This is a genomic window from Nocardia crassostreae, from assembly GCF_001613405.1.
GTDB lineage: Bacteria > Actinomycetota > Actinomycetes > Mycobacteriales > Mycobacteriaceae > Nocardia > Nocardia crassostreae.
Map to the genome: position 1 here is coordinate 421,826 of NZ_BDCH01000017.1, position 18,406 is coordinate 440,231.

At 67.9% G+C, this 18,406-nt stretch carries 20 protein-coding genes and 1 pseudogene; 11 read left to right on the plus strand and 10 right to left on the minus strand.

What is annotated here, in order from left to right:
* Position 1 precedes the first annotated feature (1 nt).
* The 3 genes from NC4_RS18425 to NC4_RS18435 all read left to right on the plus strand — a co-directional run bounded on the left by NC4_RS18425 (position 2) and on the right by NC4_RS18435 (position 2,296).
* Positions 2-589: a hypothetical protein gene (locus NC4_RS18425; RefSeq protein WP_067539677.1), complete on the plus strand. Its 588-nt coding sequence runs from the start codon at positions 2-4 to the stop codon at positions 587-589.
* On the plus strand, positions 586-1,716 hold the full coding sequence (locus NC4_RS18430; protein WP_067539679.1) for a hypothetical protein: 1,131 nt from the start codon (positions 586-588) through the stop codon (positions 1,714-1,716). Before NC4_RS18425 ends, NC4_RS18430 begins: the two co-directional genes overlap by 4 nt.
* 97 nt (positions 1,717-1,813) lie before the next feature.
* On the plus strand, positions 1,814-2,296 hold the full coding sequence (locus tag NC4_RS18435; RefSeq protein ID WP_157554856.1) for a hypothetical protein: 483 nt from the start codon (positions 1,814-1,816) through the stop codon (positions 2,294-2,296).
* A 50-nt stretch (positions 2,297-2,346) separates the two neighbouring features.
* On the opposite strand, the gene NC4_RS18440 is transcribed toward NC4_RS18435, so the two are convergent.
* Positions 2,347-2,811, minus strand: a complete 465-nt coding sequence (locus NC4_RS18440; RefSeq protein ID WP_067539966.1) for a PaaI family thioesterase — start codon at positions 2,809-2,811, stop codon at positions 2,347-2,349.
* Between the two features lie 156 nt (positions 2,812-2,967).
* Between NC4_RS18440 and NC4_RS18445 the strand changes: the two genes are divergently transcribed.
* On the plus strand, positions 2,968-3,618 hold the full coding sequence (locus NC4_RS18445; RefSeq protein WP_067539685.1) for a GntR family transcriptional regulator: 651 nt from the start codon (positions 2,968-2,970) through the stop codon (positions 3,616-3,618).
* Positions 3,618-4,844, plus strand: a pseudogene (locus NC4_RS18450) (MFS transporter). Before NC4_RS18445 ends, NC4_RS18450 begins: the two are co-directional and overlap by 1 nt.
* 4 nt (positions 4,845-4,848) lie before the next feature.
* Here NC4_RS18450 and NC4_RS18455 read toward each other — a convergent pair.
* Together NC4_RS18455 and NC4_RS18460 are read right to left on the minus strand one after the other, a co-directional pair.
* A complete protein-coding gene (locus NC4_RS18455; protein WP_067539690.1) occupies positions 4,849-5,544 on the minus strand; it encodes a dienelactone hydrolase family protein in 696 nt (231 codons plus the stop codon).
* A 69-nt stretch (positions 5,545-5,613) separates the two neighbouring features.
* A complete protein-coding gene (locus tag NC4_RS18460; protein ID WP_067539691.1) occupies positions 5,614-5,937 on the minus strand; it encodes a rhodanese-like domain-containing protein in 324 nt (107 codons plus the stop codon).
* Positions 5,938-6,020: 83 nt separating this feature from the next.
* Here NC4_RS18460 and NC4_RS18465 point away from each other — a divergent pair, with 83 nt between their 5' ends.
* On the plus strand, positions 6,021-6,485 hold the full coding sequence (locus NC4_RS18465) for a MarR family winged helix-turn-helix transcriptional regulator (protein ID WP_067539969.1): 465 nt from the start codon (positions 6,021-6,023) through the stop codon (positions 6,483-6,485).
* Positions 6,486-6,523: 38 nt separating this feature from the next.
* Complete coding sequence (locus NC4_RS18470; RefSeq protein WP_067539692.1) at positions 6,524-7,516, plus strand: LLM class F420-dependent oxidoreductase; 993 nt, start codon at positions 6,524-6,526, stop codon at positions 7,514-7,516.
* A gap of 25 nt (positions 7,517-7,541) precedes the next feature.
* Here the strand turns inward: NC4_RS18470 and NC4_RS18475 are convergent, their stop codons facing one another.
* A complete protein-coding gene (locus tag NC4_RS18475; protein ID WP_067539695.1) occupies positions 7,542-8,198 on the minus strand; it encodes a disulfide bond formation protein B in 657 nt (218 codons plus the stop codon).
* A gap of 25 nt (positions 8,199-8,223) precedes the next feature.
* Positions 8,224-8,385 (minus strand): hypothetical protein, encoded by a 162-nt coding sequence (locus NC4_RS40310; RefSeq protein ID WP_157554858.1) that lies wholly within the window; start codon positions 8,383-8,385, stop codon positions 8,224-8,226.
* Positions 8,386-8,620: 235 nt separating this feature from the next.
* Here NC4_RS40310 and NC4_RS18480 point away from each other — a divergent pair, with 235 nt between their 5' ends.
* Entirely contained in the window at positions 8,621-9,655 is a 1,035-nt protein-coding gene (locus NC4_RS18480; RefSeq protein WP_067539698.1) for a fused (3R)-hydroxyacyl-ACP dehydratase subunits HadA/HadB, read from the plus strand.
* On the opposite strand, the gene NC4_RS18485 is transcribed toward NC4_RS18480, so the two are convergent.
* The 5 genes from NC4_RS18485 to NC4_RS18505 form a co-directional block, all read right to left on the minus strand.
* Positions 9,656-11,176 carry a YfcC family protein gene (locus NC4_RS18485; protein WP_218021210.1) on the minus strand — a complete coding sequence of 507 codons (1,521 nt, stop codon included), beginning with the start codon at positions 11,174-11,176 and terminating at the stop codon, positions 9,656-9,658.
* Entirely contained in the window at positions 11,173-12,522 is a 1,350-nt protein-coding gene (locus tag NC4_RS18490; protein ID WP_067539703.1) for a M20/M25/M40 family metallo-hydrolase, read from the minus strand. The genes NC4_RS18485 and NC4_RS18490 overlap by 4 nt, the downstream gene beginning before the upstream one ends.
* A 222-nt stretch (positions 12,523-12,744) precedes the next feature.
* Positions 12,745-13,710, minus strand: coding sequence for a hypothetical protein (locus tag NC4_RS18495; protein ID WP_169814825.1), 966 nt, complete (start codon positions 13,708-13,710; stop codon positions 12,745-12,747).
* A gap of 11 nt (positions 13,711-13,721) precedes the next feature.
* The gene (locus NC4_RS18500) at positions 13,722-15,143 is read right to left on the minus strand and encodes an aminotransferase class I/II-fold pyridoxal phosphate-dependent enzyme (protein WP_067539709.1); all 1,422 of its coding nucleotides are present in this window, start codon (positions 15,141-15,143) and stop codon (positions 13,722-13,724) included.
* Positions 15,140-16,165, minus strand: a complete 1,026-nt coding sequence (locus NC4_RS18505) for a helix-turn-helix domain-containing protein (RefSeq protein ID WP_067539713.1) — start codon at positions 16,163-16,165, stop codon at positions 15,140-15,142. The genes NC4_RS18500 and NC4_RS18505 overlap by 4 nt, the downstream gene beginning before the upstream one ends.
* A 347-nt stretch (positions 16,166-16,512) precedes the next feature.
* On the opposite strand from NC4_RS18505, the gene NC4_RS18510 reads away from it, so the two are divergent.
* The 3 genes from NC4_RS18510 to NC4_RS18520 all read left to right on the plus strand — a co-directional run bounded on the left by NC4_RS18510 (position 16,513) and on the right by NC4_RS18520 (position 18,400).
* A complete protein-coding gene (locus tag NC4_RS18510; protein ID WP_157554860.1) occupies positions 16,513-16,929 on the plus strand; it encodes a hypothetical protein in 417 nt (138 codons plus the stop codon).
* Positions 16,930-16,950: 21 nt separating this feature from the next.
* Positions 16,951-17,496 carry a hypothetical protein gene (locus NC4_RS18515; protein WP_067539719.1) on the plus strand — a complete coding sequence of 182 codons (546 nt, stop codon included), beginning with the start codon at positions 16,951-16,953 and terminating at the stop codon, positions 17,494-17,496.
* Positions 17,497-17,707: 211 nt separating this feature from the next.
* Positions 17,708-18,400 (plus strand): chymotrypsin family serine protease, encoded by a 693-nt coding sequence (locus NC4_RS18520; RefSeq protein ID WP_067539722.1) that lies wholly within the window; start codon positions 17,708-17,710, stop codon positions 18,398-18,400.
* The last annotated feature ends 6 nt before the right edge of the window (positions 18,401-18,406 follow it).

Genomic DNA, 18,406 nt, shown 5'->3' on the forward strand with positions numbered 1-18,406 from the left:
CTTGCCCAGCAATTCCGTCCTGATCGCGGCCCTGGTCGTGCTCGCCGCCTCGTTCCTCGGGCTCTACGCGGTACTGGGCTCCGCCCTGGGCGCGGCCCTCGTCGCGGCGGGCGCGGCGGTGATCGTTTCGAGTGCCGGACAGTCGATCTCGGCCGCACGGGCCCGCCGCGCGCTGCAGAGACGCGTGCAGAAGTCCAACGCTCGGGTGGCCTATCTCGCCGGTCAGGTCACCGATGTGCACACCCGCGCCTCGCTGCTGCGCGCCTGCGATACCGTGCCGGTCCTGTTGTCCCGCACCGAAACCGTCGATCCCGCAAGTCTTTCCACGACCTACCGCGCACTGGACGACTACCTCGGCAGCGTCGAAGCCGTACTCGAGCGGTACCTGGAGATCCAGAACCGGCCCGGGCGCTATCACGACGCCGCGGCGCTGCTCGCGCACAGCCGCCAGGTGCTCACCGGTTTCGAGGCGTTCGCCGAGCACAGCGCCGAACAGGTGCGCGGCGCGAATATGGAGTCGTTCTTCACCGCGCTGGCGCATCTGGAATTGCTCTCTCCCCCACCGCTGCCCCGGATCGAGGACCGATGAACCGCTCTCGCCTGCCCCTGCTCATCGCGGTCGTGCTGGCCGCGGTCGCGATCGCCGTAGGTGTCGTGGTGATCCGGGACGCCAATGAACCCCCGGTCGCCGTCACCAGGCTGACCTGCCTGGGCGGCTCCGAGAAGTCCTCGCTCATGGCCGATGCCGAGGTGCAGCAGATCCTGCGCGACAAGTACCGCCTGGAGGTCCGCTTCGACAAGCACGGCTCCTACGATCTGGTGCAGATCCCCACCGACCAGCTGCGCGGCCAGCAGATCGGCTGCCTCTGGCCGTCCTCGGCCAGCGCCCGCAGCGTCTTCGAGCAGACCCACGACACCGCCGACTTCCCGGACTACCGGGCCGAATCCGTGCTGGAATCCCCCGAGGTCGTCTACGCGGGCCCGGCCGCCACCGACGCGCTGCTGCGCGCGGGCATCATCGCTCAGCGCGACAACTCGTACTACATCATCGATCTCAAGCGGCTGCTGCTGGATTACGTACTGCCCAAGGCGAAATGGGAGACGCTCGGCGCGCAGAACCTGGCCGGTCCGATCCGCATCACCAGCACCGATCCCCAGACCTCGAACTCCGGTTTCACCCTGGCGCAACTGGAACTCACCATTGTCGCCTCCGGCGATATCTTCCAACCGCCCACGCTGGCCGAGGCCAGGACCGGCCTCCCGACGGTGCGCGGCCTCTACGATGCCCAGGGCCTGCAATCGGAGAGCTCCGACGGCGGCTTCCGGGAATGGCTGATCCAGGGCGCGAGTTCGCTCTACGCCGGTTACGAGAACCAGGTCCTGCAACAGCTCTCGGCCTATCGCGACAACAAGCAGGCCACCGACGCGCTGCTCGCGGGCACCCGCCTGCTCTATCCGGACCAGACCATCTTCAACAGCAATCCGATTCTGGCCCTGACCGCCGAAGCACAGCAGCTCATTACCGCGCTACAGGACCCGCAGATCCAGCAGATCGCCTGGAAGCGTTACGGTTTCCGCTCGGCCACCGAGCTCGGCGCGGCCACCGTCGCCGACTTCCCGCAGATCCCGCTGGCCGCCCAGCCGCGCACCACCGCGCCGCCCAAGGCCGATGTCACCCTGCTGCTGCTCGCCTGCCTGCGCGACAACGTCTGCTGATCTCTCCCGCGCGTCTCCGGTGTGCCGGGGCCCCTTCCACGGCATGATGTCGGCGATCGGGGGGCATCCGTGACCACTGGAGAGGGGTTTGCTGCTCGTGAATACCGTGTCGAAGCGCTACGTCCACCGCGCCACCCTGACCGTCTCCGCGCTCGGCCTGGCGGGTGCGTTCCTCGCGCCCGGGGCCGCCGCGACCGAACCGGCGCAGAAGATCGCGCTGGACTTCGCCAAGGGCAGGTGCGGGAAGACCACGCTGCTGGCCAGGTCCGGGGTGCCGACCACGCTGGAGATCACCACCTCGGACAACTTCACCGACGGGGCCGTCATCGAGCTGCCCGGCAATGCGGTGGCCCTGCCGGACACCTACCGGCCGGTGACCACCTCGGTGGATCTCGGGGTGCCGGGACCGGGGGTCATGAACTTCAAGGTGTCCTCGCCGGAATGGCCGGGCAGTGCGGGAACCGGGTGCACGGGGCGGATCGTGCTCAGCCCGGTGACGCCGGATTCGCTGCAGCAACTGCCCACGGTGCCCCAGTTGCAGGTGCCGCAGGTTCAGGTACCGCAACTGCCGATCGGCTGAGCGCGAGGCCCGGGTCCATCCCGGGCCTCGGCTGTATCTATGGCCCGTTGTTACTTGCCGTGGGCGCGCAGCTGGTACAGGCCCTCGGTCTCGGCGACGACCACGCCATTGGCGTCGGTGACGACGGCCTTCAGGACGAAGTCGGACTTGCCCTTCTCGTCGGCCTCGGCGGCAATGCGGGCGATCTCCTCCGGCGTGAGCGAGGCCTCGGCCTTCACATCGGTGGCGGCGGGCTTGCGGAAGGAGATGCGCAGATCCTTGACCAGCGGGAAGAACTTGGCGGTATCGAAGCTGGCAATGGCCAGTGCGCCGCCGAGCACCTCCGCGACGGTGAACAGGACGCCCGCGTACATGACGCCGAAGTGATTGCCATTGCCTTCGGCGGGCACCGTGGTGGCCGCGTAGCCGGGCCGCACCTCGGTCGCCTTGACGCCCATATTGTGCACAACCGGGATGGTGGCTTCCATCGCGCCGTTGATGATCTCGTGCAGTGGCGGGGCGGCTTCAGTGGTCATGCGGACCTCCATGTCTTTCACGTATTGGCATCACGACAGTAGGGAGAATCATCGTCGGAACCCGGTGCCCGACGCAAGTGCGGGCAGGTTACCGCAGTTTCCGCCCGGGGTGAGCCCAGCCACAGCCCGGCAAATACCACGTGGTCTGTGCCTAGGATGCAACTTGTGTCTAAGACGTATTCAGCCGCCGAGCGCGCCTATCGCGAGGTCAAGGAACGCATTCTGAGCGGGGCGCTGCCCGGGGGCGAACTGATCAGCGAGGGCGAGATCGCCGAGGCGCTGGGCACCTCGCGGACCCCGGTGCGGGAGGCCTTCCTGCGGCTGGAGACCGAGGGCTGGATGAAGCTCTACCCCAAGCGCGGCGCGCTGGTGGTCCCGGTGCCCTCGCACGAGGCCGAGCACGTGACCCAGGCGCGGTACGTGGTGGAGACGGGCGCGGTGCGCGCGCTGGCGGAGACCGATCGGACCGCGGCCATGAAGGCGCTGCGCGTCTCGCTCGACAAACAGCGCACCCTGGCCGCCGCGAGTGACCTCGACGAGTTCGCGGTGGTGGACGCCGATTTCCATCGCGAGTTCGTGGTGGCCGCGGGCAATCCGCTGCTGGCCGGGTTCTACGACTCACTGCGGGAACGACAGCGGCGCATGAACAGCGTCGCGCTGCGGCACGGCGCCAGCGACACCGCGCGCATCATCGACCAGCACACCCGCCTGGCGGATCTGATCGAGGCCGGGGACGCCACCGGTTTCGCGACCGCCCTGGCCGAGCATCTGACGCATGTGCACGGCGTGCAATTGAGAGGACTGTAATGGCCACCCTGGCCGTTGCCGGCAGCCCGGCGACCGGAACCCGCACGACCACCCGCGCCTGGCTGGCGGTGTCCACCGCCATCTTCGCGATCGCCTGGGGCGGAAACGAATTCACGCCGCTGCTGGTCATGTACAAACGCGACGGACTGCCGCTGGCCACCGTGGATCTGCTGCTGTTCGAGTACGTGCTGGGCATCATTCCGGCGCTGCTGATCGGCGGTCCGCTCTCGGATCGCTAAGGCCGCCGCCCGCTCATGCGCCCGGCCCCGCTGGTCGCCGCCGCCGGATCGCTGCTGCTGGCCTTCGGATCCGCCTCCGTGCCCATGCTTTCCACGGGCCGCGTGCTCTGCGGCGTGGCGCTCGGCCTGGCCATGGCGGTGGGCAGCAGCTGGCTCAAGGAGCTGTCGTCGCCGCCGTTCGCGCCCGATACCGCCTCCGGCACCGGCGCGCGCCGCTCGGCCATGAGCCTCACCGGCGGATTCGGCGTGGGCGCGGGCGTGGCGGGCGTGCTCGCCCAGTGGGGCCCGTGGCCGGGCACGCTGCCCTATCTGATCAATGTCGCGCTCTGCCTGGCCGCCGCGGCCTGGTTGCTGAGCGCGCCGGAAACCGCGGCCCCGCAGCGGAATCCGGGCCGGTTGCTGGACGATCTCAAGATTCCCGCCGTCTCGCTGCACCGCTTCCGCCTGATCGCGCTGCCGGTCGCGCTGTGGCTGTTCACCTGTTCGGCAACGGCATACGCCATCATGCCGACGCTCATGATGCCGAAGGTGGCCGGTGCGCCCATTGCCTTCTCGGCCCTGATCACCGTCGTGACCCTCGGTTGCGGCTTCGGCATCCAGTCGATGGCGCGCCGCCTGGATCGTCCCGGCACCATCCGGCTGCCGCTGCTCACGCTGGCCCTGGTCATGATCGGAATGTCGCTGGCCGCAGCGGCTTCCGCCACGCTGTCGCTGTGGCTGGCCTTCGCCACGGCCATGCTGCTGGGCGCGGGGTACGGCATCGGCCTGGTCGCGGGCCTGCTGGAGATCGAGCGTATGGCCCGCCCCGATGATCTGGCGGGCCTGACCGCGGTCTTCTACGCCGTCAGCTACCTCGGCTTCGCCCTGCCCGCCATCATGGCCGTGCTGCACCAGGACGCGGGCTCGAGCTATCCGGCCATGTTCCTGGCGCTGGTGGTCGCCGCGATCGGCTGTCTCACGGTGGTCGTGCGGGGCCGTCGCGCCTGAGGCGCTAGCCCTGGCGCAGGTGGGTGTCGAAGAAGGCGAAGATGCGCGACCAGGCGTCGGCGGTCGCCTCCTCGTTGTAGCCGATCCCGGCCACCCGCAGCACCGGTTCGACCGGCAGCTGATTGGCGAAGGAGTGGGTGACGCCGGGATAGGTCTTCACATCGTGATCGATGCCGTACTCGGTCAGGACGCGTTCGAGTTTTCGCCCGCGCCCCGGATTGGCCGGATCGTACTGTCCGTAGCTGGCCACGATCGGGCAGGAGCCGCGCAGCATCTCCTCGTAATTGCCGCGGCCGGAGGGGTAGAACGGCGCGGCGGCGGCGAAGCCCTTGGGCGCCACCAGCAGTGCGAAGCCGCCGCCCAGGCAGTAGCCCGCGACGGCGACGCGGCCGGTGCACCGCTCGTCGGCGGCCAGCAGATCGCGGGCGGCGAGAATATCGCGGGTGGTCTGCCCCGCGCGATTGCCCATGAGCTCGCGCAGCATGGACGGCACACAGCGAACGAAACCGCGGGAGAACAGATCCGGGGCAATGGCCAGATAGCCGTTGTCGGCGAGCTTGCGGGCGGTCCGGGCGACATCGGCGCTCATCCCCGTCGAGTCGTGCAACACCACGACACCGGGCCACGGCCCGTTCCCGGCGGGGACTTCCAGCAGCGCCTCGATGGGCCCGTCGGGTGCGGTCAGTTCGATCGTGCTCATCGTCGAGCGCCTTTCCCGTCGAAGGGGATCATGAACTGCCCTGCATCCTAACGTGCCTGGGACAATCGGTCAGCTTTCCAGCGGCAACCCCGCCTCGGCCCAGTCCCGGATGCCCTCGCGGTACTTGCGGACATTGGTGTAGCCGAGCCGCTCCAGCCGGGTGGCCACGTGCTGGCTGTTGGGGCACGTGACATCGCTGCAGTAGGTGACGATGGCGGCGTCGCGATCCGGCAGCAGTTCGGCCGCCCGGCTGTCCATCTCGGCCTCGACCAGGGCGAGCGCACCGGGCAGATGCTGTTTGGCGTAGTACTCGCCACCCAGGGCATCGAGCACGATGACCGATCCGGCCTCGATCTCCTTGGCCAGCTCCTCGCGAGTGATCAACGCGGTCATGGGTTTTCCTTTCGATGGAAATTTATGTGCGTGCGCACGCTATCAATTATGTGCGCGCGCACGCAAGTGGCTATGATCGTGGGGTGCCGAACCGATCCCATCCCGCCATCGGCGCCTGGGCCGCACTGCTCCAGGTGCACGCCAAGCTGGTCCCCGAACTCGACGCCGAACTGCGCCGCGCCACCGGACTCCCGCTGAGCTGGTACGACGTGCTGCTGGAACTCGATGGGCCGCAGCGTTTGCGCATGAGCGATCTGGGCGAGCGGGTGGTGCTCAGCCGCACCCGCGTCAGCAGGCTGGTGACCGAGCTGGAGGCGCAGGGTTTGGTTCGCCGTGGATCCAACCCTGACGACGGCCGCTCGGCATTTGTCAGCATTACCGAGGACGGCCGTCGGCGCTTCCGCGAGGCCGTTCCGCACTATTCGACAGGCATCGAACGCCGCTTCGGGGGCAGACTCGACACCGGAGAACTCGACGCCGTCGCGACCGCGCTGCGGAAGGTGCTCTCCCCCACCGACCTACCCACCCCGACCACCGATACCCCCTGAGCCACAAGCTCGGGAATCACGGACGACAGGAGAATCTCGTGCGCTTCGGCATTTTCATCCCGCAGGGCTGGCGGCTCGATCTCGTCGGGATCGACCCGGCCGCGCAGTGGGACGTAATGCGCGATCTCGCCCAGCGCGCCGATGACAACGACGCCTGGGAATCACTGTGGGTGTACGACCACTTCCACACCGTGCCGGTTCCGACCGAGGAGGCCACCCACGAGGCGTGGACCCTCATGTCGGCCTTCGCCGCCACCACCTCGCGCATCCGGCTCGGCCAGATGTGTACCGCCATCAGCTACCGCAATCCGGCCTACCTGGCCAAGGTCGCCGCCACGGTGGATCTCATCTCCGGCGGCCGCGTCGAGATGGGCATCGGCGCGGGCTGGTACGAACACGAATGGCGCGCCTACGGTTACGGTTTTCCGCCCGCCGGTGAGCGCCTGGCCCGTCTCGACGAGGGCGTGCAGATCTTCCGGCAGGCCTGGACCACCGGCTCGGCCACGCTGGACGGTAAGCACTATCAGGTCAACGGGGCCATTGTGCGGCCGCTTCCCGTGCAGGAGGGCGGTATTCCCATCTGGGTGGCCGGTGGCGGCGAGAAGGTGACGCTGCGCATTGCCGCCAAGTACGCGCAGTACACCAACTTCTCCGCCGATCCTGCGGAGTTCGCCCGCAAGTCCGAGCTGCTGCGCGGGCACTGCGCCGATGCGGGCACCGATTTCGGCGCCATTACCCGCAGCGCCAATTTCAATGCCGTGGTCGGCGCGACCGAGGCCGAGGTGGAGGAACGCCTCACCGCCCTCGCCGCCCAGCTCACCCCGGTCGCCGGGGCCGATGCCGCCAAGCACTGGGTGGACTCCATGTTCCGCACCTCCGCCGCGGTCGGGACCCCGGAGCAGATCATCGAACGCATTTCCGGCGTCCGCGATCTGGGCCTGTCCTACGGCATCTTCAACTTCCCCGAATCCGCCTACGACACCTCCGGTATCGAACTCTTCGAGCGCGAGGTGATCCCCGTGCTGAAGTAGCGACCGTTCAGGTGTTGCGGGCGGTTCACCAACCCAGATCGGAGAAGAACTGGTAGCCGGTGGGATCGCCGGTCATCTTCCAGTGCAGGCCCTGGAGGAAGAAGCAGGCCACGAAGTTGGTGGCGGCGAAGGCGATCAGTACGGCCGGGGTGATCCGGGCGGCGCGGCGCAAGGCCTTGGAGGTGGCGGCCGCGGCGCCCGGTTCGGTGAACTGTGTCAGGAAAAGCATGATCCCGGCGGCCATCACGGCGGCGACGAAAGTGATGAAAGCCCAGGTGTAGAGATGCAATCCGAACAGCGCCCCGGCATAGCCGGGATCATCGGGGGCGATGTGCATGAGCACCTGGGCCAGCGAGACGAAGCTGCCGAGGATCGCGGCGAGCGCGGCCCAGCCCCAGCCGGTGGCGAATTCGCGGGTGGTGACCGTCCCGGTGCGGGAGCGAACAATGATCCAGACCGGTCCGATGGCGCTGAGCAGGAAGAACATTCGTTGCAACAGGCACATCGGGCAGGGATACTCCCACAGACCGAACTGGAAGGTGTAGGCACCGGCCAGGGTGGCGCACATGCCGATCACGTACAGGTGCGCGAACCACAGACCGAGCCGATGCGACAGGCCGGTGGCGGCGGGCTCGGTGGTGCCGCGGCCGGTCTCGGTGGCGGGAATCGCGAAGGTGGTCATGGGGCATTACTCCTGGGTGGGCGGCCTACAGGCCGAGGCTGAACCGGTGGTCGATGACATGCGGCAGGAAGGCCAGCACGGCGAGGGCGAGCGTCGCGGCGCACAGCGACATGGAGTACCGGCGCGGCCACTCGCGGACCACCGCCAGCGCACACAGCAGGATGAGCGCGAACAGCAAGGTGTACATGGTGTCCTGGTTTCTTCGGAAATTCGGTCACCGCTTACTTTTCGCCTATCGGTAGCTGTTCGGTAGCGGCCTCGGGTCGATGGACTCATAGAGCAGAGCTATGACCAGAGGGAATTCCACCCCGGAAGAGCCCTCACACGGATACGGTTCGGCGATCGATCCCGATAACCAAGCAGCCGCTTCAAATTGGGACGGCCGGCAGACAACCCTGCAGCCTGAACGAGGGGACGGACACGTGCGCAGCATCGATATCAGCTTCGATCCGCAATTCGATCCGGCGGCCCATGCGCGCTCGGTGGTCGGACGACGACATCGGGTCGACGATTTCTACGAGGTGGGCCGCGAGAAGGTCCGGGAGTACGCGGGGGCGGTCCAGGATTTCCACCCGATCCACTGGAACGATCAGGCCGCCAAGGATTTCGGCTACGCGGCCACCACCGCCTCGCCGACCTTCACCTGCCTGCTCGGCGGTATGGCCCGGCGGGCGCTGACCGAGATTCTCACCGGCTACGACTTGACCGCCTCGGTGCAGACCGATCAGGTCTACGAATTCCACCGCCCGATCGTGGTGGGCGACCGGCTGACCGCCAATCTCGCACTGCACTCGTTCCGGCAGGCCTTCGGCGGCGATCTGCTGGTCATCGAGATCGCGGTCACCAATCAGCTCGACGAGGCCGTGGTCACCACCCGCACCAGCCTCATCGCCCGCTCCGGCCAGGTGGCCTCGGACACCGGGACCACCACACTGCTGGCGGGCATCGTGCGCAGCGGCCCGCAGCCGCCGCGCGAACGGCTCATCGAGCTGTCCACCTGGCAGCCCGCGGTCGGCACGCACTGGAGCACGCACGCGCGCACGCTGGAGTCGGTGACGGCCGGGGACGAGCTACCCGGACAGACGGTCACGGTGGCGCTCGGCGATCTGGTGCACTACGCCGGGGTCGCCGAGGATCCGAACCCGATCCACTGGCACATCGACGCGGCCCGCCTGTTCGGCCTGGAGCGCGGGGTGGTGGCGCACGGCATGCTGACCATGGCCTACGGCGCGGGCTTCATCACCTCGTGGCTGGGCGATCCCGGCGCGCTGCGGCAGTACAGCGTGCGCATGACCAGCCCGGTCTATGTGACCGACGATCGGCCCAGCACCATCGAGTTCAGCGGCCGGATCGAAGCCGTGGATCCCGATGCGCACACCGCGACCGTCGCGCTCACCGCACTGCACAACGGCCGCAAGATCTTCGGGCGGGCCACGGCCGTCGTGCAGCTCTCGTGATCAGCCGATCCAGGCCGCTACCGCCAGGAAGACGCAGATCAGCACGAACAGCACCGCCATGAGCGGCGCCACGAATTTGACGTACCGGTCGTAGCGCACCTTGGCCAGTGCGATGCCGCCGGTGACCACCGCGGTGGTCGGCGTGACCAGGTTCGCCCACCCGGACGCCGACTGCCAGGCCGTCACCACCAGCGAGCGCGGCACATTGGCGAAATCGGCCAGCGGCGCCATGATCGGCATGGCCAGCGTGGCATGCCCGGAGGTGGACGGGATGAGGAAGGCGAGCGGTATGTTCACCAGGAAGATCCCGACCGCGAACAGGGCCGAGGACGTCCCGGTGACAACGCCTTCCAGCGCGTGCAGGACGGTGGCGGTGATCTGGGTGTTGTTCATGATGACGGTGACCCCGCGCGCCAGCACGATGACGATGCCCGCGCCCACGAAGTCCCCGAAGCCCTTGCCGATGGACTCCGACATCCGGCCCTCGCCCAGCCCGCCGATCAGGCCGATCACCACCGCGCCCACCAGGAACAGCGCGGTCAGCTCCGGGAAGAACCAATCCAGTTCCCACGGGAAGGATTTCGCCTCCGGACCCTTGATGACCGAGGCCCAGGGGATGATGGCGAAGATCATGAACGCGAAGGTGAGCGCCACCAGCCACAGCACCGCGATCTGCCGCGTGGTCATGGGATCCGGTTCGTGCTCTTCGGCTTTCACATCCCGGTCGCCGGGCAGCCAGCCCGACCAGGACTTGTCCGGATCGTTCTTGACCCGGCGCGCGTACCAGAGCACATAGCCGACGGTGACGGCGGTCAGCACCACCAGCATGGCGACGCGCAGCACGATGCCGTCACCGATGGGGACCTCGGCCGCCGAGGAGGCGGTGCCGGTGGCGAACGGGTTGACCGTGGAGCACAGTACGCCCACACCCGCGCCGCAGATGATGGCGCCGACCGCGGTCATGCGGTCGTAGCCGAGCGCCAGGGTGAGCGGTACCAGCAGCGCGTAGAAGCCGAGTGTCTCCTCCGCGAAGCCCTCCACCGTGCCCGCGACGGCGAAGACCACCATGATGCCGACAATGAGCAGGAAGGCCTTCGCGCGCAGCTTGTAGGCCAGCCGCCCGATTCCGGCATCCAGCGCCCCGGTCGCGAAGGCCACCGTGATGAACGCGCCCACCGCCAGCACGAACAGGAAAACCGCTGCCGCGCCGTACAACTCGCCGGACATATCGGGTCCGACCTGACCGGTCTGCGCGTCCTGCACACCGTAGAGACCATTGATGGGCGCAAGGAACAGATCGCGCAATCGCTCGACGAAACTCTTGGTCTCCTCGATGCGGTGATACGACCCCGCGATCGGATGGCCCTTGTCGTCGGTCCGGTAGGCGCCCGGCGGAATCACGAAGGCCGCCAGCCACACCGCCAGGCTGACGCCCGCGAGAATGGTGTAGGTGGAGGGGAAGGAACGCTTCTTCCGGTGCCCGGCCGGTTTCTGGTCCGCTACCGTCGTCACATCGCTCACCGGCGCATCCTGTCCGCGAAGAGCTGGAAGAATTCGGCCTCCGCGAGCGCCACACTGCCCAACTCGCTCACCAGGACTCGTTCGTTGAAGCCGTGCATATTGCACTGGGAATCCTCGACGCCGAGCATGAGCACCTCGGCCTTCGGATTGGCGGCGGCCATGGAGTTGGTCAGCGGAATGGACCCGCCCATGGCCGAGTCGACCGCCGCCGCACCCCACGCCCGGCCCATGGCCTCCCGCATGGCCGAATACGCGGGACCGGTTGTGGCAGCGGCGAATCCGGCCCCGACATCGCCGCCGGTGACGGTGAGCTCGATCCCGTAGGGCTTGACCTTCCGCAGGTGCTCGATCACCGCGCGCTGGCCCTCGGCCGGATCCTGCTCCGGATGCACGCGCACGTTCAAGTACGCGCGGGCATACGGAACCACCGCGGAGGCAGCGGTTTTCGTCGGCGGTGCGTCCAGCCCGATGACCGTGACGGCCGGGCCGTACCAGATGCGCTCCCCGATGGGACCGGTGCCGAGCAGCGGCATTCCCGGTGCCATACCGGTGATTTCGGCGAATTCGGCATCGGTGTAGTTCGCGCCGGTCCAGGTGTCGCGGCGCAGTCCCGGCACCGCGACATTGCCGTTCTCGTCGTGCAGGGTCGTCAGCGCGGCCATGAGCGCCAGCAGGCCATCGGGCGCGGCGCCGCCGAACTGCCCCGAGTGCACCGGGGCGGCGAGGGTGCGCACCTCGACGAAGACGTCCGCCACCCCGCGCAGCGCGGTGACCAGGGTGGGCGTGCCCGCCCGGATATTGCCAGCATCGCAGATGAGCAGCGCGTCGGCCTGGAACAGCTCGGGCCGCTCGGCCGGGTAGTCGTCGAAGGCCGACCCGTACTCCTCCTGGCCCTCGATGACAATGGTGACGCCGACGGGCGGTTTCCCGCCGTAGGCCCGCAGCGCCCCGATGTGGGCCACCACATTGGCCTTGCAGTCGGCGGCCCCGCGCCCGTAGATCGCGCCGTCCCGCTCGGTGGGCGTGAACGGCGGGGTGTGCCACTGGCTTTCGTCTCCCGAGGGCTGCACGTCGTAATGCCCGTACAGCAGTACGGTCGGCGCGCCCGGCGGCGCCGGAATCCGCCCGTACACGACGGGCGAGGTATCGGGCAGGTTCAGGACCTGCAGGTCATTCACGCCCGATTTTCGCAACTCATCGGCTACCAGATCGTGCGCACGCCGCACGTTCTCCTTCGGGTAATCCGGGAAGGCGATGGACGGGATGGCGACGAACTGCTTCAGCAGCTCGGTCAACTCTGGCAGGAGGCCGTCAATGGCGCCCCGAAGCTCCGTTCGCTGGTCCACCGGACCATCGAACCACTCCGTGTCAGAATTTCAGCGAATCTCCAGCGATCTTTCCTTCGGCGCGCCGCAGGGCTGGAGAACGAGACGGCCCGGTGGGTGCCGCCGAAACGCCACCCACCGGACCTCGTATCCGATAGCCCGGTCAGACCGGGCAGTTCAAACAGTAGGGCGTGCAGCCCATTCCGATCATGACCTGTTGCGCCAGCCTAAGGACCTACCGTGTCAATTCCGCAGACTCGACCAATCCACACCGGTCCGCAATGGCGGCAGCTCCTGAATGGCGGCCGCGGTTGCCGCGCCGTAGGCGCGACTGGCCGTGTGCGGCACCGTGGCCGGGTAATTGGACCGGTGCGTGACCAGCACGTCGTTGTCCAGGCGCACGGTGGAATTCACCACGGTCGCAACGCTGTTGCCGCCGGTGAGATCGACGACCACCGCACCGGCGGTGAGCGCGGCGAGGGCGGCGTGATCGAGGAGTCGCGGCGCATGCGCCCCGCGCTGCCCGGCGGCACAGACGACCAGCTCCGGGTCCATCTCGACGATCAGCGCGGTGATCGCCGCCGGATCCGGATTCACCAGGCAGTATCCGGCGCCACGAGCCATGGCCGCCGCTTCCTGTTCCGCACGGTGGACGATCACGATCGGGGACTCGTCGCCGGACTCGCGGGCCGCGGCGACGGCCGCGAGTCCGGCTTGGCCGCAACCGAGTACGAGCGCCCGCACCCGGCGCGACCGGACCCGCTCGGGCAACAGCTCGCGGCCCTCCCGGTAGGCGATCCCACCCGCTATGCGGCTCATGGCCGACAACGGGTCTGGCTGCGCCGCCGCCACGTCGTACGACATGCGTTCGAAGGCAATCGATTCCACACCCCGCTCGCGCAGGGCGGCGATGCGGGCGCCGCGCTGCACCGGATCCTGGAACCCGATGAGCACCTGGCCGCGGCGCAGCGGCATCGAATCCAGGTCGTAGGCGGGCGGTTTCACCCAGGCCACCACATCACAGCGGTCGAAGACCGCGACGGGCCCCGGCGCCAGTTCCGCCCCCGCCGCGCGATAGTCGGTATCCGTGAAATCGGCGAGCGCGCCCGCGCCCCGCTCCACCACGATTGCGGCGCCCCGGTCCGACAGCTGCCGCACATCGTCGGGCGTCAGCGCGACACGCCGTTCACCGGCGGCTGTCTCACGCAACGCCCCGACAATCACGACGCCTCCGCCAGCGCGGGTATCCGCAACTCCGACAGGGCATCCCGATAGCGCAGTCCGCCGCGCATTCGTTGCAGGAGGCATTCGACGCGGTCGAAGAGCTGAGCGATCAGCTCCGGATCCTCGCAGCCGGGGCCGAAGCCCGGGGCCACCACGTTGAAGCGGACGCCCAGGCGCATGGATCCGGTGCGATCCAAAGCGACGCAATTGATTCCGGTCACGGTGAGCAGGAGATCCTCGAGCTCCGAACTGGTGCCGATCCCGGCGGCGGCCAGCAGCCCCGCATCGAATTCGACGGTCAGGAACATGCCTTGCGGACTGCCCAGCGGGCGTAGCAGTTCCGCACCGGCGCGGGTATTGATGGCGTCGACCATCCCGCGGGCGGTCTCCACCTGAGCGCGCATGCGACGGCGATTGCCCGTCAGGTACTCCTCGGAGGTGTGTTCCAGGGTCGCCCGCACCAGGTGGGTGGTCTCGCGCTGGAAGGCGACCTGCAGTCGCTCCTTCACGCGCCGCAGCCAGTCCGCGTCGCCGGAGCAGGCCGCGCCCAGCTTGCACGGACCGAATGCGTTGTACGCCTTGGAATTACCGGTGATGGTGAGCACCCGGTCGTAGAGCCGGACCGGGCCGTCCGGGGTGGGCACGGTGATCGCCGCGATCGGAATGTGGTCGTCCACCACCTGATCGAAGGACATATCGCAGATGACCGGCACCCGCGCCGCGATCAGCACCCGGCCGATCTCGGTCAGATCGGCGACCGAGTACTCCGCGACCACCGGATTGCCGGGCAGGGTGAGCAGGACGCCGCACAGATCCCCTTGGCGGGCATGCTGTTCCAGCGTCGCGGCCAGCGCCGCCGGGTCGATCTTGAACTGCGCGTCCGGCGTGGCCCGGCTGGCGACCATGCGCAGGCCGTACTTGGCGACGTGCACACTGGCGCTCTTGTAGTACCCCTCCGGGCATACCAGCACGCCGCCGGGCCGGGCGATCGTCGCAATGGCCTCTTCCAGCAGCACGGTGCTCGAATACGGGCAGACGATGACCTCGGACCGGTCGACCGAGACACCCGCCAGGCCCGGCGCGGGCTCCGCCAAACGCCGGAAGAGCTTGTCCACGGCCAGCTTCCGGAGCACCTCCGGCTGCTTCTTGTCGTACAGCGCGCTGTCGCGGAACTCGTCGGACCGGGTGCGCGACATGAGCTCCGCCCACGCGGCATTCAATGCGGCGGCGGCGGGTTCGTCCATCAGCGCCGCGGCCTCGCCGTGATAGGCGTCGATGACGCCCGCGTACACGCGATCGCGGGTGCCCAGAAACCGGGGATTCGGGCCGAGGTAGGCGCGGGCGGCCAGCTTTCGCTCATCGGAGCGGATCGTCATGCGCACCGAGTCCGGGCACCGCAGTGCCTGGGATTCGGTCACGGGTGTTCGCCTTCGACGGGCGGCTCACCCGCATCGGTGTTCCAGGCCTGCCGCAATGCGGTGCGGAACAGGGTGCGACAGTCGTCCTGGCCGAGACGCTGGTAACCGGCCAGCTGCGGCAGTGCGACGATGTCGTTGACCACGAGGGCCATTCCGTCGCTCCTGAGATCGTAGAGTTTGTTGAACCTGGTCTGTGCGAACTGAATATCGTGCTTCAGTGCGGAGAAACGGGTCGCGACCCGTTCCCGGCGGGCGTAATCGTATTCGCCGGTCGCCACATAGCTCTCATCGACAATCAACATTCCTTGGGCATTGCTCGCGAAACGGCGATTGACCAGCACCGTCTCGACACCCGCGCGCACCTGCTGCCACAGTTTGTCCTCATAGGATTCGACATCATCGATATTGTCGAGAACATACAACCGCCGCACCCACACGTCGGCACCGGCCAGCCGGAGAATCTCGGCGTGGTACTCATCGCCCACATCGCCGCTGATGGCTCCCAGGTCGGCGGTGTGAATGGCACAAATGCCCTGCTGAGCGCGGCTCAGTACGGTCAGCCAGTCATTGATGGTGTTCCATTCCCACACCGTCGCACTGCCCGAGGGAATCTGGGTCAGCACCTCCTCGGCGCGCTCCAGCTGCCGCTCGGCGATATAGCGCAGCGGTTCGACCTCCGTGCGCGCCGCATTGGCATTGACAATGCTCTCGCCGATCGACAGCACCCGTTCCACCGCGGCCGGATCCTTGCCGAGCAGAATGCTGAAGCGCATCCGGAGCTCGCTGGTCGCGAGATCGGCGGCGGTCTCGGTGCCCTCGGTGGGTAATCGTTCACCGAGCACCGAGCTGAGCCGCTCCTGCAGCGCGAGAGGTGGTACGCGAGTACCGTTTTCGATCTGCTGGATCAGACTGCGCGAGCAGCCGGTCTGATCGGCCAGTGCCTGTTGCGTGAGGCGGCGCTCCTCGCGGAGCCGGCGCACCAGCTTGCCGACCTGCTCACCGTCCGAGGCCGAGCGGGACATGCTGCGTCTCCCATCCATCTGCATCTCTGCGCCCAGAACGTGTCATGCGGGACCCATCCTAAGCATGAGGTGTCAAACGTGCCACACAACTAGAAAGAGTTTTCGGATCCGGATCGTTTCGGGCTCCGAAGAGTGTCACAGGGCAAGGATCTTGATGCTCCCGTCGCCCCCGAGGCCCGCTTCAGGAGCGCCTCCAGCGCCGATATTCTGCGCCAGTTCGCCTTTCTCCAAGCACATTTACGATACTCAGTATCCTGTTTGATACATTTCGAGCCTCACTTGATTCTCAATAGCTTTGCAAGACACAATTACTCGCTTTCAGTCATCAATGTCATGCACTAGCATTGGTGTCACAGGCCCTTCTGAAGCAGGAGGTGTTCGCACCCATGGCCCTTTCCATCACCCCCTGGTCGATCACCAGTGACTTAACTCCCGAAATCGCCGTGTGCGCAGTCGATTCCAGCGAAGTCTGGGTGCTGAGCTGGCTGTCCGAGCGCGAACTCACCCGCTCCCAGGCCATCAGCGGTATGGCCCTCGACGAAATCCTGAGCGATCCGGAACCGGCCGACGGCGAACAGGCCCTGGCCATGGCCGCCGCGCACGCCGCGGAGTTGGGGCTCTCATTGCGGGAAGTGGTTGTGCGCCTGGCGGTTCGGGTGGCCCAACGCGATCTGTATCGCGGCCACCACGGCCACGGCCTCGGTTCCGGCTCCGTTCATGTCCGCGCACACCGGCGCGGCGCCTCCGCGCCGGTCCGGCACTGATCCCGACGCCATCGGCCGATCATGTACGCCGACGCCGACGCCACCGCCCGATCCCGCCGGTCCACCCTCGTCGGGACCGTGACCACGGACCCGGCTCCCATGGAAATGCTAGTGCTGCAACCGTTCTGGTTCGTGCTCGTCACCTTCCTGCTCGTCCTGGAGGCCATTCCGCCACTGCCGCGCACGGTCATGGCGGCCACGGTGTGCGGGGTGCTGGCGGCGGCCGGGTGTGTGCACACTGCGGCGCGCTCCCGGTCGCGGCCGATCGCGCGCATCGCGGGGCGGCTGGCGCCCGTGCGATGGCGAACGGGTATGCGGCTGGGCATAACCGATGACGCCGGAACCCGGTGGATCCTGCACTTCCTGCCGTGGTTCGGCCACGACCTGCATCTGGGCGATCCGGCCTTCGCCGAGGGGCACTCGCGCCACGGTGGCGAGTTCCGCGCCCTGAGCCTCACCAATATCCGGACCGGGAGCAGGCATATCTCCCGCTGGGCCATGGCTTCGATCACGGCCGCCACCTGCACGGTGGTGGTGATCCTGTTGATCGCGAGCCCCACCGGCTGACCCGCCCGCGGTGGCGCCGCTGCCGGGAGGGGAGTAGCGGCGCCACCGCGGGCAGGTCGGCCCATCCCGGGCCGCCCGCATTACGAACAAAGATCCGGGCGCACACCGGCCCCGCTATAGCCTGTACGCACGCAATGCGCCGCCTGAACGCATTGCCGAGGGGTGGCAAACTGGAGGCAAACTCCAGGACGAGACGGACGGACGGTTCCAGATGCTCGGATTCACCCGGTGGGCCGTATCCGCCGCGGTAATCGCCACGGTCGGGCTTTTCACGGCCGCACCGGCGCAGGCCGGTCCGACGGCGGCGCTCGGGGGCGGATCCGGCATCGTGCTCGGCGGCGGCGCCAAATGCAGTCTGACAACCATCGGATACGACCGGGCCGGGCGCCTGGTGGGTTTCACCGCTGGGCACTGCGCCGAGCCGGGCACGCCGGTATCCGGCGAGCAATTTCCCGATGCCGGAGTCGTCGGTGTCGTCGTGACCTCGGACGCCCAACTGGACTACGCGGTCATCGAATTCGATCCGGGCGCGGTCGCGCCGCTGCGAACGGTCGGCGGTACCACCATCGCCGGAATCGGCGAACCCCCGCCCGCCGGAAATGTGGTCTGCCAGAACGGGCGCACCAGCGGTCGGGCCTGCGGGCTGGTCTGGGCGTCCAGCCCTGTGGGCTTCATCGATCAGGCGTGTTCGGGCTACGGCGATTCCGGCGGGCCGCTGACGGTGGGCGATCAGCTGGCCGGCATGGTGTCCGGCCCGCTGATCAATGACACCCGGGTGCTGCGCTTCAGCTGTACCGACGACAACAACCCGCTGCATACGCCGGTGATCGCCGTATCCTTCGACGCGGTCCGCTCGGTGGTCAACGCGAGCAAGGGCGTCGGGGCCGGATTCCGGCCCGTCTGATCCGGC